The following is a 14,245-nucleotide window of genomic DNA, read 5'->3' as shown; positions in this document are numbered from 1 at the left end:
AGCATATTAATCCTATTTATCCGCTTAAATTCGCTGCCGACCTCAGGCCGCACTTTCCCTTACCTCCCAACCACGTCCGGAGAATTTCATGCAACGCAGACACCTTCTTCAGCTTGCCGCCTTGTCGGCCGCTCCCGCTTCGCTCCTGGGTGGCCGCGCCGCCTTCGCCCAATCGGCCGACGCGATCCGCTTCGGCTGCCCGGTTCCGATGTCGGGTGCCTTCGCGGCGAACGGCAAGTTCGCCGACCTGGGCATGAAGCTGGCTATCGAGCAATACGGCAGCGTGCTCAAGCGCCCGCTGGCTTACACGGTGCTGGACACCGAAGGCAAGCCGGCCACCGCCGTGCGCAAGGTGCAGGAAGCCTCGCAGCAGCAGGGCGCCAAGTTCTTCGCGGGCGGCATCCTGTCGTCGGAAGCGCTGGCCATGGGCAAGGAGGCCGAGAAGGCCGGCGGCATCTTCATCACCACCGCGGGTGCGGACGAGATCACGGGCAAGGACTGCAACCCCGCCACCTTCCGCTGGTCGGTGCCTACCTTCGGCGCCGTCGAGCAGACGGTGCGCCCGCTGATCGCCACCATGCCCAAGGCCAAGCGCTGGTACACCATCACGCCGCAGTACGTCTTCGGCGAAGGCCTGCTGGGAGCTGCCAAGAACATCTTCCAGGAGAAGGGCATCGAGCACGTGGGCAACAGCTACCACTCGCTCAACGAGAAGGAGTTCAGCGGCTACCTCACCAACGCCATGGCGGCCAAGCCCGACGTGTTGCTGCTCTTGAACTTCGGCGCGCAGTCGTCAGCGGCGCTGCGCCAGGCGGTGAGCTTCGGCATGCACAAGAACATGACGATCCTCATTGCCTGGGCCTCGGGGCTGGAGCAGTTCGACGAACTGGGCGCCGACCTGTGCGACGGCGTCTACTTCGGTGCGCAGTACTGGCACACGGCCGACACCACGCTCAACAAGGACCTGGTGAAGCTCACGGCCGACAAGCTGAAGATCGTGCCCAACTACAGCCTCGCAGGCTCGTATGTCTGCACCAAGATCCTCATCGACGGCATCGTCAAGGCGGGCACCGTCGACCAGAAGGCCGTGATTGCGGCGCTCGAAGGCATGAAGTACGACGGCCTCACGGGCACGGAGGAAATCCGCAAGGCAGACCACCAGGTCATCAAGGACTACTACCTGCTCAAGGGCAAGGCCAAGTCGAAGATGAAGAACCCGGCCGACTACGTGGACGTGGTGAGTTCCGGCAAGTCCTTCCTTGCAGTGGACAAGACCGGCTGCAAGCTGGCCTGAGGCTCGTCAAGGACACCGGCGCGCCCATGACCGTCTACCTGCTCCAGACCATCAACGGAATCGGCATCGGCATGCTGTATTTCCTGCTGGCCGTTGGCTTGTCCATCGTGTTCGGCCTGCTGCGCTTCGTGAATTTCGCGCACGGGGCTTTCTATTTGCTGGGCGCGTACTTGTGCTTCCAGGCCATGCAGTGGGGGCTCGATTTCTGGGCCGCACTGGTGCTGGTGCCGCTTTTCGTGGGCGGGCTGGGCTGGCTCGCGGAGAAGCTGTTGCTGCGCCGCGTGTACGCCAAGGCGCACGAGTTCCACATCCTCGTGACCGTGGGGCTCGCGTTGGCGGTGCAGGAGATCGTCATCGTGTTCTGGGGGCCTCTGGGCAACAGCGTGGCGACCCCCGACCTGCTGCAGGGCGTGGTGATGTGGGGCAGCTTCGTCTATCCCAAGTACCGGCTGTTCGTCATCGGCTTCACCGCCGTGCTGGCGGTGCTGCTGTGGTGGGTGCTCGAAGGCACGCGACTGGGCAGCGCGGTGCGCGCGGGCAGCGAGTCGACCGAAATGGTCTCGCTGCTAGGCATCAACGTGTTTCGCGTGTTCAGCCTGGTGTTCGCACTGGGCGCGGCAACTGCTGCGCTGGCCGGCGTATTGGCCGCACCGATTCGAGGTGCCGAGCCCTTCATGGGCGTCGAGGCGCTGGGCGTTGCCTTCGTGGTGGTGGTGATCGGCGGGCTCGGCAGCTTCGGCGGCGCGCTGGTCGGCGGCTTGCTGATCGGCATCGTGCAAAGCCTCATGAGCACCATCTGGCCGCCGGGGGCGAGCCTGATGATCTATATCGCGATGGCGGCCGTGCTGCTGCTGCGCCCGCATGGCCTGCTTGGCCGGAGCACATGAAACACCCCATGCCAAGAAAAATCACTTTCCTCCTGGCGCTGATCGTCGCGCTGGGCCTGCCGCTGGTGCTGCGCTCGGGTTCGCTCGCGAGCGAGGTGCTGATCTATGCACTTGCCGCGCTGGGCTGCAATCTGTTGCTGGGCTACACGGGGCTTCTGTCGTTCGGGCAGGGCATTTTCTTCGGACTGGGCAGCTACACCATCGCGATCCTGCTCACGCGTTTGCAGCTGCCGATGCCGCTCGCCCTGCTCGCTGCCATTGCCATGGGCGCACTGGGCGCGGCGGTGGTCGGCTGGGTCGCCATCCGCCAGCGCGGCACCTACTTCGTGATGCTCACGCTGGCTTTCGCGCAGATGTTCTATTTCGTGGCGTACACCGCTTCGGGGCTCACGGGTGGAGACAACGGGCTGCTCGACGTGCCGCGTCCGGCCTTCATGGACACGCCCTGGAAGTACTACGCCTTCGTGGCCGTGATGTTCCTCATCGCGTTCGGCCTGCTGCTGCGCGTGACGGATTCGGTGTTCGGCCGCACGCTGCTCGCCATTCGCGACAACGAGGACCGGGCCGCCGCCGTGGGCTACAACCTCAAGCGCTTCAAGCTGCTGGCCTTCGTGATCTCCGGCGCCGTGACCGGCCTTGCAGGCGGCCTGCATGCGATGATGACCGGCATCGCACCGCTGTCGAATGCCGAGTACCACACGAGCGAGATGATCCTGGTCATCACCGTGATCGGCGGCACCGGCAACCTGTTCGCCTCGGTGCTGGGCTCGGCCTTCTACGTGCTGCTGGCCGACTGGCTTTCCACGCTGTGGCCGCGGTGGCTGCTGCTGTTGGGGCTGTTGCTGATCGGCGTGAGCATCGGCATGCAGCGCGGCCTCTGGGGGCTGGGCGAAGCCGCATGGCGGCGCGTGTTCCGCAAGACGCCGTCCGCGCCCAAAACGCCCGCGGCGCAGGGAGAAAAAGCATGACGCAACCCGTACTGATCGAAGCCATCGGCGTCACCAAGCACTACGGCAAGTTCGCCGCGCTCGGCGGCGTGGACCTGAAAATCCTGCCCAACACGGTGCACTCGGTGATCGGCCCGAACGGCGCCGGCAAGACCACGCTGTTCCACATGCTCACGGGCACCGGCACCACCACGGGCGGCCGCATCCTGTTCGATGGCCACGACGTGACGCACGAGCCCGACCACAAGCGCGTTCAGCGCGGCATGGCGCGTTCGTTTCAGGTGACCAGCCTGTTCGCGAGCCTGTCGGTGCGCGAGAACCTGCGCGTGGCGGCGCAGGGCGTCGCACCGCGCCAAGCCATGAACTGCTGGCGTGCACCGGTCGGCGAGCGCGCCTGTGCCGAGACGGTGGCCGAAGTGCTCGCGCGTGTCGGCCTTGAACGGCTCGCGGACACACCCGCCAGCGTGCTCTCGCACGGCCAGCAGCGCCGCCTCGAAGTGGGCATGGCGCTGGCCGCGAAACCCAAGGCCATCTTTCTCGACGAGCCGACCTCGGGCATGGGCATCGACGACCTCGACGACATGAAGCGGCTGATCCGCAGCCTGCGTGACGCGCACACCGTGGTGCTGATCGAGCACAACATGAACATCGTGATGGACATCTCCGACACCGTGACCGTGATGCAACTGGGCCGCGTGCTGGCCGAGGGGCTGCCGGGCGACATTCGCTCCGATGCGCGTGTGCGCACGGCTTACCTGGGCAACATGATCACCGGGGGCAAGGCATGAGCGGCCCTATTCTGGAAGTTGAAGGCCTCCACGCTCACTACGGCAAGAGCCATGTGCTGCAGGGCGTGTCGATGACCGTCGGCGAGGCCGAACTCGTCACGCTCCTCGGCCGGAACGGCGCGGGCAAGTCGACCACGCTCAAGAGCATTGCCGGCGCGGTCACGCCCACCGGCGGCCGCGTGCGCTTTCAGGAGGCGGACATCGCGGGCCTGCCACCGCACCGCATTGCCACGCGCGGCGTGTGCCTGGTGCCCGAGCACCGGGGCGTCTTCAAGCTGCTGACGGTGGAAGAGAACCTCCTGCTCGGCCAGCGGCGCGACTCACCCTGGCAGCTCGACGACATCTACCGCATCTTTCCGCGCCTGAAGGAGCGGCGCCGCAATGGCGGTGGCCAGCTTTCGGGCGGCGAGCAGCAGATGCTGGCGATTGGCCGCGCGCTGATGAACCATCCGCGATTGCTGATTCTCGACGAGCCGGTTGAAGGCCTTGCACCGGTGATCGTCGAGGAAATCGTCGCGCAGCTGAAGCTCATCAAGGCGGCCGGCGTGGCCATCCTGCTGGTGGAGCAGAACCTCGAAGTCTGCGTGCAACTCGCCGACCGCCACTACATCCTGGAGCAGGGCGTGATCGTGCACGAGGCCGGCAACGCCGCCTTCATGGCCGACCACGAAGTGAAAGACCGCTACTTGGGCGTAGGCCTTGCTTGAGGCCTCGCATACCTTCTTCTTTTTGCAAAGCCATGAACTCACAGACCCCACTCCGCATCAACGGCGAGCGCCTCTGGAACTCGCTGATGGAACTGGCGAAGCTCGGCGCGACCGAGAAGGGCGGCGTCTGCCGCATCGCACTGACCGACCTCGACCGCCAGGGCCGCGACCTCTTCACCCGCTGGGCGCGTGAAGCCGGCTGCGAGGTGCGCGTCGACCAGATCGGCAACATCTTTGCGCGCCGCGCCGGCCGTGACAACACGCTGCCCCCGGTGGTCACGGGCAGCCATATCGACACCCAGCCCACGGGCGGCAAGTTCGACGGCAACTACGGCGTGCTGGCCGGGCTCGAGGTGATCCGCAGCCTGAACGACGCGAACGTCGTCACCGAGGCGCCGCTGGAGATCGCCGTGTGGACCAACGAAGAGGGCTCGCGCTTCGTGCCCGTGATGATGGGCTCGGGCGTGTTCGCCGACGCCTTCACGCTCGAGCATGCGTTGGCGCAGCGCGACAACGACGGCATCAGCGTGGCCGAGGCGCTTGCGTCGATCGGCTATGCGGGCGCCGCGCCGGCTTCGGCCGCGGCATCGCCCGTGGGCGCGTATTTCGAGGCGCACATCGAACAGGGCCCGGTGCTCGAAGCCAACGAGCGGGTCATCGGCGTGGTCGAGGGCGCGCTCGGCCAGCGCTGGTACGACGTGGTGCTGCAGGGCATGGAGGCCCACGCCGGCCCCACGCCGATGGAGCTGCGCAAGGACGCGCTGCTCGCGGCTTCCGAATTGGTGATGGAGGTCAACCGCATTGCGCTTGCCCACGCGCCGCATGGCCGTGGCACGGTCGGCTGGATCGAAAACTATCCCAATTCGCGCAACGTGATTCCGGGCCGCGTGAAGCTCAGTGTCGACCTGCGCGCGGCGGACGACGTGGTGCTGTCCGCCATGGACGCCGAGCTGAAAGCGTCGGTGCAGCGCATCGCCGCCAAGAGCAAGGTCGAGGCCACGGTGGAGCAGGTCGTCTACTTTCCGCCTCAGCCCTTCACGCCCACGCTCGTGTCAGCCGTGCGTGAGGCCGCGAAGGCGCAGGGCATGACCTGGATGAACGTGATCAGCGGTGCGGGGCACGATGCCGTTTACCTTGCGCGCGTGTGCCCCACGGCGATGATCTTCGTGCCCTGCCTGGACGGCATCAGCCACAACGAGATCGAGGATGCGGAGCCCGGCCACCTGGAAGCAGGATGCAACGTGCTGCTGCAGGCGATGCTGCAAAGCGCGGGAGTGGCAGCGTGAAGGCCGCGCTTCGCAGCATTGGCGTTCGCATCGTCGCGGCAGGCATCGCGGTGGCAGCCACCGTCACTGCTGCTGCGGCCGCGGAACCACCCATCCTGGTGGGCCAGTCCGCCGTGCTGACCGGGCCGCTCACGCCCAACAGCCTGGCGTTCATGGAGGGCCAGACGCTGTTTTTCGACCAGTTGAACAAGGCCGGCGGCGTCGGCGGGCGGCCCGTGAAGGTGATCACCTACGACGATGCCTATGTGGCAGAGAAAGCCGCGGCCAATGCAGAGAAGCTGCTCGGCACCGACCGTGTCGTCTGCCTCTTCGGCGCCATGGGCACGGGTATCGGCGCGGCCATGGTGCCTGTCGCGACCAAGTACGACAGCTTCATCTTCGGCGGACTGACCGGTGCGGCCGTGCTGCGCGGGCCAAAGGTGCCGATCTATCACATGCGCGAATCGTATGCCGACGAAGTCCGGCGCGTGATGACCCACCTGACGACCATCGGCGTGACGCGCATCGCCATCGTCTCGAGCGACGACGCCTACGGCAAGGGGATCGAGAAAGACGCGGTAGAGGCACTCGAGAAGACCAAGCATCCTGCCCTCCTGGCGCTGCGCTTCAATCCCAAGGACACGGATCTTTCCGCCACCGCGCAACAGGTCAGCGCGAGCGGGGCGCAGGCGGTCTACGTCATTGCGGCCGGCATGCCGGCGATCAACGTCATCCGGGCGCTGGTGGCCGCGCCGGTGCATCCGCAGATCTACACGAACTCCGTGGCGAGCTCCTTCCTTCTGTACAAGGAACTCGGCGACCGAAGCCGCGGCATCGTGCTGTCGCAAGTCGTGCCGCCGTTCTGGAAGACCCGGTTTCCCATCGTCGACGAGTACCAGCGCGCGATCAAGAGCGCGGGCGGCAGCGGTGAAGGCTCCTACCTGGGCCTGGAGGGCTACATCACTGCCAAGGCCTTCGCGGAGGCGCTGCAGCGCGTGAAGGGGCCGATCACCACCGAATCGCTGAAGCGCAGCATCGAGAATTCGCCGCCCATGAACCTGAACGGATTCCAGGTCGCATTCCGGCCCGACAACCGGAACGGTTCGAGTTTCGGCGACATCACGATGCTGGGAAGCGGCGGAAAGTTTGCGCAATGAAAGTACTGATCGCACGTCTCAACCACGAGACGAACACCTTCTCGCCGGTGCCCACGCCGCTGGCGGCCTTCGGGCCCGACGGACCCACGTTCGGAGAGCAGGCCTACAAGGACAACAAGGGCATGCGCACCGCCATGTCGGCCTTCATCGACCTGGCCGAGCAGGCGGGCGCGACGCTGGTCACGCCGGTGTCGGCCTCGGCCAACCCGAGCGGGCCGGTCGACGCGGAGGCCTACGCCACGCTCACGCAATGCATCGTCGATGCGGCGCCTGGCTGCGATGCCATCCTGCTCGACCTGCACGGCGCCATGGTGGCGCAGAACAGCGCGGACGGCGAGGGCGACCTGTTGCTTCGGCTGCGCGCCGCGGCACCCGGCGTGCCCATTGGCGTGGCGCTCGACCTGCACGCCAACGTCACGGCCGTGATGGTCGGCAACGCGGACGTGATCGTCGGTTTCAAGACCTATCCGCACATCGACATGTACGAGACCGGCGAACACGCCGGGCGGCTGCTGTTCGATCTGCTCGCAGGACGCAGCAAGCCCGCGATGCGCTGGCACCAGTTGCCGTTGATGGCACACACGCTGCGCAGCGCGTCTTTCACCGGCGCGATGCAGCGGGCCATCGAGGCTGCACGCGAAGCCGAAACATCGGAGTCGCTCGCGGTGTCCATCTTTGCCGGCTTCTCGCTCTCCGACATCGAGGCGCCGTGCATGAGTGTGGTGGTTGTCGATGCGAAGTCGCACGAGCGCGCGCAGGCCACCGCCGATCGCATCGCGAAGTGGATGTGGGACGAGCGCGAGGCTTTCGTCTACCGCAGCGAGCCCCTGGCCGAATCGGTGGCGCGTGCCAAGGCCATCGCCCAGGGCGCGACGCGTCCGGTGCTGCTGCTCGACCATGGCGACAACTGCATGTCCGGCGGCAGCTGCGACACCATGGACGTGCTGCAGGAGGCCCTGGCGCAGGGGCTCGACGGCATCGGCGTGGGGCCGCTGTGCGACCCCGAGGCCGTGGGCGAACTCATCGCGGCGGGCGAGGGCGCCACGGTCACGGTGGCGCTGGGCAACAAGGTGTCGCTCGAAGGCATCGGCTTGTCGAAGAAGCCCGTCATGCTGACCGGGACGGTGCGCACCGTTGGCAACGGCGAGTACGTGATCACCGGCCCCACCTATACCGGGCAGCGCAGCAGCATGGGACGCACGGTGCTGTTCGATATCGGCGCGGCGCGCATCGTGGTGACCGAGCGCACGCAGGAGCCCTGGGACATCGGCGTTTTCGAATGCGCGGGGCTCGACCCGCGCAAGGAACGCTTTCTGCTGCTCAAGTCGCGCATGTACTGCCGGCCGGTGTTCGAGCCGATCTCGGCCGCGCTGGTCGAGTGCGACAGCCCGGGGGTGACCAGTTCCGACTACAGCCTGTTCCCGTTTTCCAAGGTGCGCCGACCCGTGTTTCCGCTCGACACAGTCTGATCTGCACAAGGGTATTAGCTACCTATGCAAAGAGTTGCATAGGTAATTGGAAGTACACCGCGATACTGCGGCGCTTCCACCCATGAAGCCCTCCGAGTGAACACCTTTGCACAGAGCGCCGTCGCGGCCTGGCAACTGCTCGTGTCGGGCGATCCGGTGTTGCTGGCCATCGTCGGGCGGTCGCTCGCGGTCAGCGCCAGCGCCTGCGTGCTGGCCTGCGGGCTGGGCCTGTTGCTGGGGGCGTGGCTGGGCGTGGCGCGCTTTCGCGGCCGCGCCGGGTTGCTCACGCTGCTGAACACCCTGTTGGCCCTGCCGTCGGTGGTGGTCGGACTGGTGGTCTACCTCCTGCTGTCGCGCTCTGGCCCGCTCGGCTTTCTGGGCTGGCTTTTTTCGTTCAAGGCCATGGTGCTGGCGCAGACGGTGCTGGTGCTGCCGGTGGTGACGGCGCTCACGCGCCAAGCCATCGAGGATGCCGAGCGTGCGCACGGCGAGCAACTGCGCTCGCTGGGCGCCGGGCCACTGGTTCGGGCGCTGCTCCTGGTGTGGGACGAGCGCTATGCGCTGCTCACCGTGCTCATTGCCGCCTTCGGCCGCGCGGTGTCGGAAGTGGGCGCGGTGATGGTGGTGGGCGGCAACATCGACGGCTTCACGCGCGTGATGACCACGGCCATTGCGCTAGAAACCAGCAAGGGCGACCTGCCGCTGGCGCTGGCCTTGGGCATCGTATTGCTGGGCGTGGTGCTGGTGCTCAACCTTGCCATTGCCGCGGTCCGCGGGTGGCGCGAGCGGGTCGATGGCGGGGGCGGCGAAGGCGGCGGCATGGCGGCCTGGTGGCGGCCCGAGGCGCGCCCATGAACGAACACGTGCAACTTGCAAGCGCCGACACCACCGTCTTTGCGCTGTACGGCGTCGACGTCCGGCTGGGGCGCGTGGCGGCCCTGCAAGGCGCGACCCTCACCATCGCGGCCGGCGAGCGCGTGGCGCTGATCGGCGCCAACGGCAGCGGCAAGACCACGCTGCTGCGGCTGCTGCATGGCCTGGTGCCGCATGCGGCGGGTAGTTTCACCAGCGCCGCGCCGGGCCGCCACCAGGCCATGCTGTTCCAGCGTCCGCACATGCTGCGCGCGTCGGTGGCTGTCAACGTGGCGATAGCGCTGTGGCTGCGCGGCATGCGCTGGCGCGATGCCCGCCGCGCCGCGATTCCGGCGCTGGCGCGCGTGGGGCTGGAAGACTTGGCAAACCGCAACGCTCGCGCCTTGTCAGGCGGCCAGCAGCAGCGGGTGGCGCTGGCACGCGCCTGGGCGCTGCATCCGGCGGTGCTGCTGCTCGACGAGCCCACCGCCAGCCTTGACCCTACTGCCAAGCGCGAGGTCGAGTCGCTCATCGCCGAAGCCGCCGCGGGCCGCACGCTGGTGTTCGCGAGCCACAACCTCGGGCAGGTGAAGCGGCTGGCCAGCCGCGTGGTCTACCTCGAGCACGGCCGCGTGCTGGCCGACCTGCCAGTGCACGATTTCTTTCATGGGCCGCTGCCGGAAGAGGCCCGCCTGTTCGTCAAAGGAGAGTTGGCATGAGTCTGTCTTTCAAGCACCGCGGCAATGCGGGCATCCGCGCCTCGCTGGCGGTGGCGGTTTTCTTACTGGCTGCGGGTGCCGCGTGTGCCGAGACCATCACCATGGCCTCGACCACGTCCACCGAGCAATCGGGCCTGTTCTCGCAGCTGCTGCCGGCCTTCAAGAAGGCCACTGACATCGACGTCAAGGTGGTGGCGGTGGGCACTGGCCAGGCGATCGACATGGCCAAGCGCGGCGATGCCGACGTGCTGTTCGTGCACGACACCGCGGCCGAGGAGAAGTTCGTGGCCGAGGGCTTCAGCGCCAGGCGCTACCCGGTGATGTACAACGACTTCGTGCTGGTGGGGCCCAAGGCCGACCCGGTGGCTGCAAAGGGCAAGGACATCGTTGCCGCGCTGAAGAAGATCGCAACCGCCAACGCGCCTTTCGTTTCGCGCGGCGACAAGAGCGGCACCGACGCGGCCGAGCGCCGACTCTGGACGCAGACCGGCGTGGGCGAGGCTGGGCAGCCGGTGCCCAACGATCGCAAGGGCACGGGCTACAAGGAATGCGGTTGCGGCATGGGGCCGGCGCTCAACATCGCGGCCTCGTCCGGCGCGTATGTGCTGGCGGACCGCGGCACTTGGCTCAGCTTCAAGAACCGTGCCGATCTGGCGGTGCTGGTCGAGGGCGACAAGCGGCTCTTCAACCAGTACGGCGTGATGGTCGTGAGCCCCGAGAAATTTCCCTCGCTCAACAGCAAGGGCGCGCAGAAGTTCGTCGACTGGGTGATCTCGCCGGCCGGACAGCAGACCATTGCGGACTACAAGATCGGCGGCGAGCAGCTGTTCTTTCCCAACGCGCTGGCGAACTAGATCATTGGGTTCCGTCGATCTCTGACGCTAGATTTCCATGGAGTACTCACCTTCCGCTGTGTGAGAGTCTCGGGTACTGTCTTGCAGTTCACCCCGCTATGGAGCAAACCCGTTGCTATGCCAGAAGAAAGCCAAGATGAGCGCTTGTACCAGCCACCATTGACCAACAAGAAGGCCGAAGCTGACACCAGCTAGTGGCCCACGCCTTACGCCCGTTTTTGCGAGGACGCGCGCCCCGAGAAGACAACACAGAACTCCGAGTGCCGCGAGATACCCTCGGCACCACTCTGTTGCCCACAGCGTGTGAGAAGCCACGATTGTGGTTATAGAGGCAGCGATGAAAGGCGCCCATATCACTAAAAAACGCCGTAAGTCCTTCATTGCCTGCCTTTGAAGTAGTCCATAGCTCGCGCCTCCAAAGGTCAAGTCTCATCGAATCCGTGTAGCTCAACGGGTTCCGATAGCTGTACGCGCCATCCAATTCGTGGGTGATTCTCGGCCTCACGGCGACAGCCAGTGCGACGTGGCAAGCACATGCCCATCATCCGCAAGCTCGAATGGCGCCGTAGCAACCACGCTCGGCCAACGCTTCGAGCACGGTGCGACCAAGTGCGGCTACCTTGGCATCTTCATTACAGGCGAGCCAGTAAGCGTGTTCGACTGTCGAATTCGAGTTCATTCACGTCCCTTTGGCATGCCACTCATGATTCGAGGCAGCGTTAGTCGGAGTCTACGATTTTGCAAGCGATTACCGAGTTTCCCGTCATTGAAGACTTGGATCTGCGCACGCTTGATGTATTGCTTTTCGCCCTCAGTGAGCTTGTCCAATGCGTCTTTGAATGGGCCAGCACAGAGCTTCTCGTCACCCGGGTAAACAGCAAACGAGCCCGTCAAAAACCGCGGGCCTTCGTGCTTTCCGATGAAAGTATGCACATGATGGCCCGCACCCGTTTTTAAGCCGTGCTCCGCGCGATAGTCAGTCGCTGGAGGGCCGGGATAGGCGACGACGGACACAGGGCCAACGTTGTAGATGGTTTCCAGTCCTTCGGGGTCCGTGAACAGCAACGGGTTGAGCTCAGCATAGGCGAACAGGTTCCAGCCAGCATCAAGACCGGTCGGATCGGGCTGTGTATAGCGTCCCGTCCTCGGGTCATAGGTGCGGTTGGCGTTGTAGAAGAGTCCCGTCTCGGAGTCCGCATACTGGCCCAGATACCGCAGGTTGAAGGTCACCGGGGTTGCGGTGGTTGTTCCGCTTGTCGGCACGGTCTCAGGCCCCGCGAACCTTTTTGCCGCAGTTGTGGGTGCGGTCTCCCCAAACGCCGAGTAGGCCCACTGCCACATCACTTGCCCGCTGCCGCTGGTGATACGCCGCGGCGTATTCAGGTGGTCGCTGTGCACCGCGTACACCACCCCATTGATCACCGCTGCCACGGGCATCGGCCCGCTGGCCGTGGGCAGGTACACGTACTGCGTATTGCCCCCGCTGTTGGCTCCGCCCATGCCCGTCTCGGCCAGGAGCATGCCATCCTCGTCGTAGACGAAGGCGTAGCCCAGCTTTTCCGCAGTTACCGTCAATGGCGTCCAGCCCTTGGCGAAGAACGCCTCCAGCGCGCTGCCCGTTGTGCCCTGCGCCGGATACACCGGCTCGGTCTTGAAGACACGCTGACCCAGCGCGTTGTGCGCGTAGCGCGTGGTCGGGCTGCTGTCGGTGCGGCCCACGGTAGCGTTGGAGAAGCGCCCCTCGGCGTCGTAGCTGAAGCCGTTGAGTCCGTCGCTCGTCAGGTCACGGTTCGCGTTGAAGGCATAGTTCACGCTTGTGGTCGTGCTGCCTACGGTTTGGCTGAAGCCCGTGGCCTGGTTGCTGTCGAACGAGGGCAGCGCGTAGGTCCTGTTCGTGCTTTGCGCTCCAATCCCTCTGGTGCTGGTCTTGCGGTTGCCGTTGGCGTCGTAAGTGAAGCCCGCTGTACTCGCTGGATTGGTCGCAGTGGCGGGGGTAATGACGTTGAAGCCGGTCACGCGTCCCGTGGGGTCATTGGTCACGCTCCAACTGGTGTTGGCATTGGTCACCGTGCTGTTGGTGGCGACCGTGTCCGCCGGCCCGAAAAGGTTCTGCGTAAGACTGGTGATCCGCCCGGCGGCGTCGTAGGCATAGCTGCTGAACTCGGTGGTGGTCATGCGCCCTGCCGTGTCGTAAGCGCGCAGGGCGTACAAACTCGTGGCGGCATTGCTGTCGGCAAAGGCCCACCCCCACTTGAACGGCTGACCCAGCGGGTTCCAGAAGATGTTGGCGACCAAGGATTGGCCATCCCAGTTCATCTGGATGAGGCGCCCGACCGCGTCGTACGCATATCGACGCTAAAGCATTGAGGCTCAGGCAGCCCAGCAAGCCAGCAATGACAAGACCGGAAACTCGGTCCACCACCTGCGCGCACACGCGCAGCAACACAGTCAACTTTTTCATGACTGGCTCTCTTGCCCGTTTCGGCTGTTTTGATTGGGGCTGAATGTAGCAACAGCTGAAACCGCTTTTGCGCGGTTGCGGCGATGCCCGACACCCAAGTTACGACGCACGGTGGCGCCAACAATCGCTGTTGTCATGGTTTTATTCCCCCTGAAATTTCTTGTCGCCGGTCGCTCAGCTCACGGCTTTTTCTCGTCGCTTCAAACAGGCCTCAGGTCCGTTCACCCCGAGCTGCGAGCGCAAGCTTTGACGCGGGAGCCTAGCCAGTTACTGGCCGCAGCTCAAATTAGGTTTCCTGGCAGTTGACATTGATCGCCGCTTGTCACTTTTCGAGCGAACTGCTGGCTACTCTGTTAACCGAGCGCACCATGACCTCGCAGGTCATCGACGCCGGAAGCGCCCGGCGCGACCATTCCTTCACCCCGCGATGTTGCGGGTCGAGAACTTCGAAAGGAATCGTCATCATGAACACCGCCGCACACGACGCCGCCGTCATTGCACAACGCTACATCGCCGTCTGGAACGAAACCGATGCCGCGCGCCGCGCCGCGCTGATCGAGGCCCATTGGACAGCCGACGCGCACTACGCCGATCCCATGGCACAGGCCAGCGGCCGCGAGCAGATCAGCGCGCTGGTCGGTGCGGTGCACCAGCGCTACCCGGGCTTTCGCTTCAGCCTGTTCGGCAATGCCGAGGCGCACGGCGACAACCTGCGCTTTTCATGGATCCTGGGCCCGAGCGGCGCCGAAGACCTGATCCAAGGGACCGATTTCGCGCGGCTCGACGCAGGCAAGCTTCGTTCGGTGACCGGCTTTCTCGACAAGGTGCCGGTGGGCGCCTGAAGC

Annotated in this window: 15 protein-coding genes; 12 read left to right on the top strand and 3 right to left on the bottom strand. The window is 65.3% G+C overall.

Annotated elements, in window-relative coordinates:
* The first annotated feature begins 88 nt into the window (after positions 1–88).
* The 11 genes from BLR24_RS15680 to BLR24_RS15630 all read left to right on the top strand — a co-directional run bounded on the left by BLR24_RS15680 (position 89) and on the right by BLR24_RS15630 (position 10,939).
* A complete protein-coding gene (locus tag BLR24_RS15680; protein WP_093018450.1) occupies positions 89–1,294 on the top strand; it encodes an ABC transporter substrate-binding protein in 1,206 nt (401 codons plus the stop codon).
* Between the two features lie 26 nt (positions 1,295–1,320).
* Positions 1,321–2,181, top strand: a complete 861-nt coding sequence (locus tag BLR24_RS15675; RefSeq protein WP_093018448.1) for a branched-chain amino acid ABC transporter permease — start codon at positions 1,321–1,323, stop codon at positions 2,179–2,181.
* 8 nt (positions 2,182–2,189) lie between these two features.
* Entirely contained in the window at positions 2,190–3,149 is a 960-nt protein-coding gene (locus BLR24_RS15670; protein ID WP_093018446.1) for a branched-chain amino acid ABC transporter permease, read from the top strand.
* On the top strand, positions 3,146–3,916 hold the full coding sequence (locus BLR24_RS15665; protein ID WP_093018444.1) for an ABC transporter ATP-binding protein: 771 nt from the start codon (positions 3,146–3,148) through the stop codon (positions 3,914–3,916). Before BLR24_RS15670 ends, BLR24_RS15665 begins: the two co-directional genes overlap by 4 nt.
* Positions 3,913–4,623, top strand: coding sequence for an ABC transporter ATP-binding protein (locus BLR24_RS15660; RefSeq protein WP_093018442.1), 711 nt, complete (start codon positions 3,913–3,915; stop codon positions 4,621–4,623). The genes BLR24_RS15665 and BLR24_RS15660 overlap by 4 nt, the downstream gene beginning before the upstream one ends.
* 32 nt (positions 4,624–4,655) lie before the next feature.
* Entirely contained in the window at positions 4,656–5,909 is a 1,254-nt protein-coding gene (locus BLR24_RS15655) for a Zn-dependent hydrolase (RefSeq protein ID WP_093018440.1), read from the top strand.
* Positions 5,906–7,045 carry an ABC transporter substrate-binding protein gene (locus tag BLR24_RS15650; RefSeq protein WP_175543285.1) on the top strand — a complete coding sequence of 380 codons (1,140 nt, stop codon included), beginning with the start codon at positions 5,906–5,908 and terminating at the stop codon, positions 7,043–7,045. The genes BLR24_RS15655 and BLR24_RS15650 overlap by 4 nt, the downstream gene beginning before the upstream one ends.
* The gene (locus BLR24_RS15645) at positions 7,042–8,514 is read left to right on the top strand and encodes a M81 family metallopeptidase (RefSeq protein ID WP_093018436.1); all 1,473 of its coding nucleotides are present in this window, start codon (positions 7,042–7,044) and stop codon (positions 8,512–8,514) included. The genes BLR24_RS15650 and BLR24_RS15645 overlap by 4 nt, the downstream gene beginning before the upstream one ends.
* A gap of 96 nt (positions 8,515–8,610) precedes the next feature.
* Complete coding sequence (locus BLR24_RS15640; protein WP_093018434.1) at positions 8,611–9,369, top strand: ABC transporter permease; 759 nt, start codon at positions 8,611–8,613, stop codon at positions 9,367–9,369.
* Positions 9,366–10,085, top strand: a complete 720-nt coding sequence (locus BLR24_RS15635) for an ABC transporter ATP-binding protein (RefSeq protein ID WP_093018432.1) — start codon at positions 9,366–9,368, stop codon at positions 10,083–10,085. The genes BLR24_RS15640 and BLR24_RS15635 overlap by 4 nt, the downstream gene beginning before the upstream one ends.
* Positions 10,082–10,939, top strand: a complete 858-nt coding sequence (locus BLR24_RS15630; protein WP_093018430.1) for an ABC transporter substrate-binding protein — start codon at positions 10,082–10,084, stop codon at positions 10,937–10,939. Before BLR24_RS15635 ends, BLR24_RS15630 begins: the two co-directional genes overlap by 4 nt.
* A 675-nt stretch (positions 10,940–11,614) precedes the next feature.
* On the opposite strand, the gene BLR24_RS15625 is transcribed toward BLR24_RS15630, so the two are convergent.
* From BLR24_RS15625 to BLR24_RS30720, 3 genes are all read right to left on the bottom strand, one after another.
* A complete protein-coding gene (locus tag BLR24_RS15625) occupies positions 11,615–13,234 on the bottom strand; it encodes an RHS repeat-associated core domain-containing protein (protein WP_175543284.1) in 1,620 nt (539 codons plus the stop codon).
* 162 nt (positions 13,235–13,396) lie between these two features.
* Positions 13,397–13,537: a hypothetical protein gene (locus BLR24_RS30725; protein ID WP_175543283.1), complete on the bottom strand. Its 141-nt coding sequence runs from the start codon at positions 13,535–13,537 to the stop codon at positions 13,397–13,399.
* A gap of 185 nt (positions 13,538–13,722) precedes the next feature.
* Positions 13,723–13,866, bottom strand: a complete 144-nt coding sequence (locus tag BLR24_RS30720) for a hypothetical protein (RefSeq protein ID WP_175543282.1) — start codon at positions 13,864–13,866, stop codon at positions 13,723–13,725.
* On the opposite strand from BLR24_RS30720, the gene BLR24_RS15620 reads away from it, so the two are divergent.
* A complete protein-coding gene (locus BLR24_RS15620) occupies positions 13,865–14,242 on the top strand; it encodes a nuclear transport factor 2 family protein (protein WP_093018426.1) in 378 nt (125 codons plus the stop codon). The genes BLR24_RS30720 and BLR24_RS15620 overlap by 2 nt on opposite strands.
* Positions 14,243–14,245: the final 3 nt, after the last annotated feature.

Origin of the sequence: Variovorax sp. OV700 (genome assembly GCF_900099805.1) — a bacterium.
In the GTDB taxonomy this organism is placed as follows: Bacteria; Pseudomonadota; Gammaproteobacteria; order Burkholderiales; family Burkholderiaceae_C; genus Variovorax.
The sequence above is the reverse complement of the archived record's forward strand: the minus strand, read 5'-3'. Positions and strand labels throughout refer to the sequence as shown.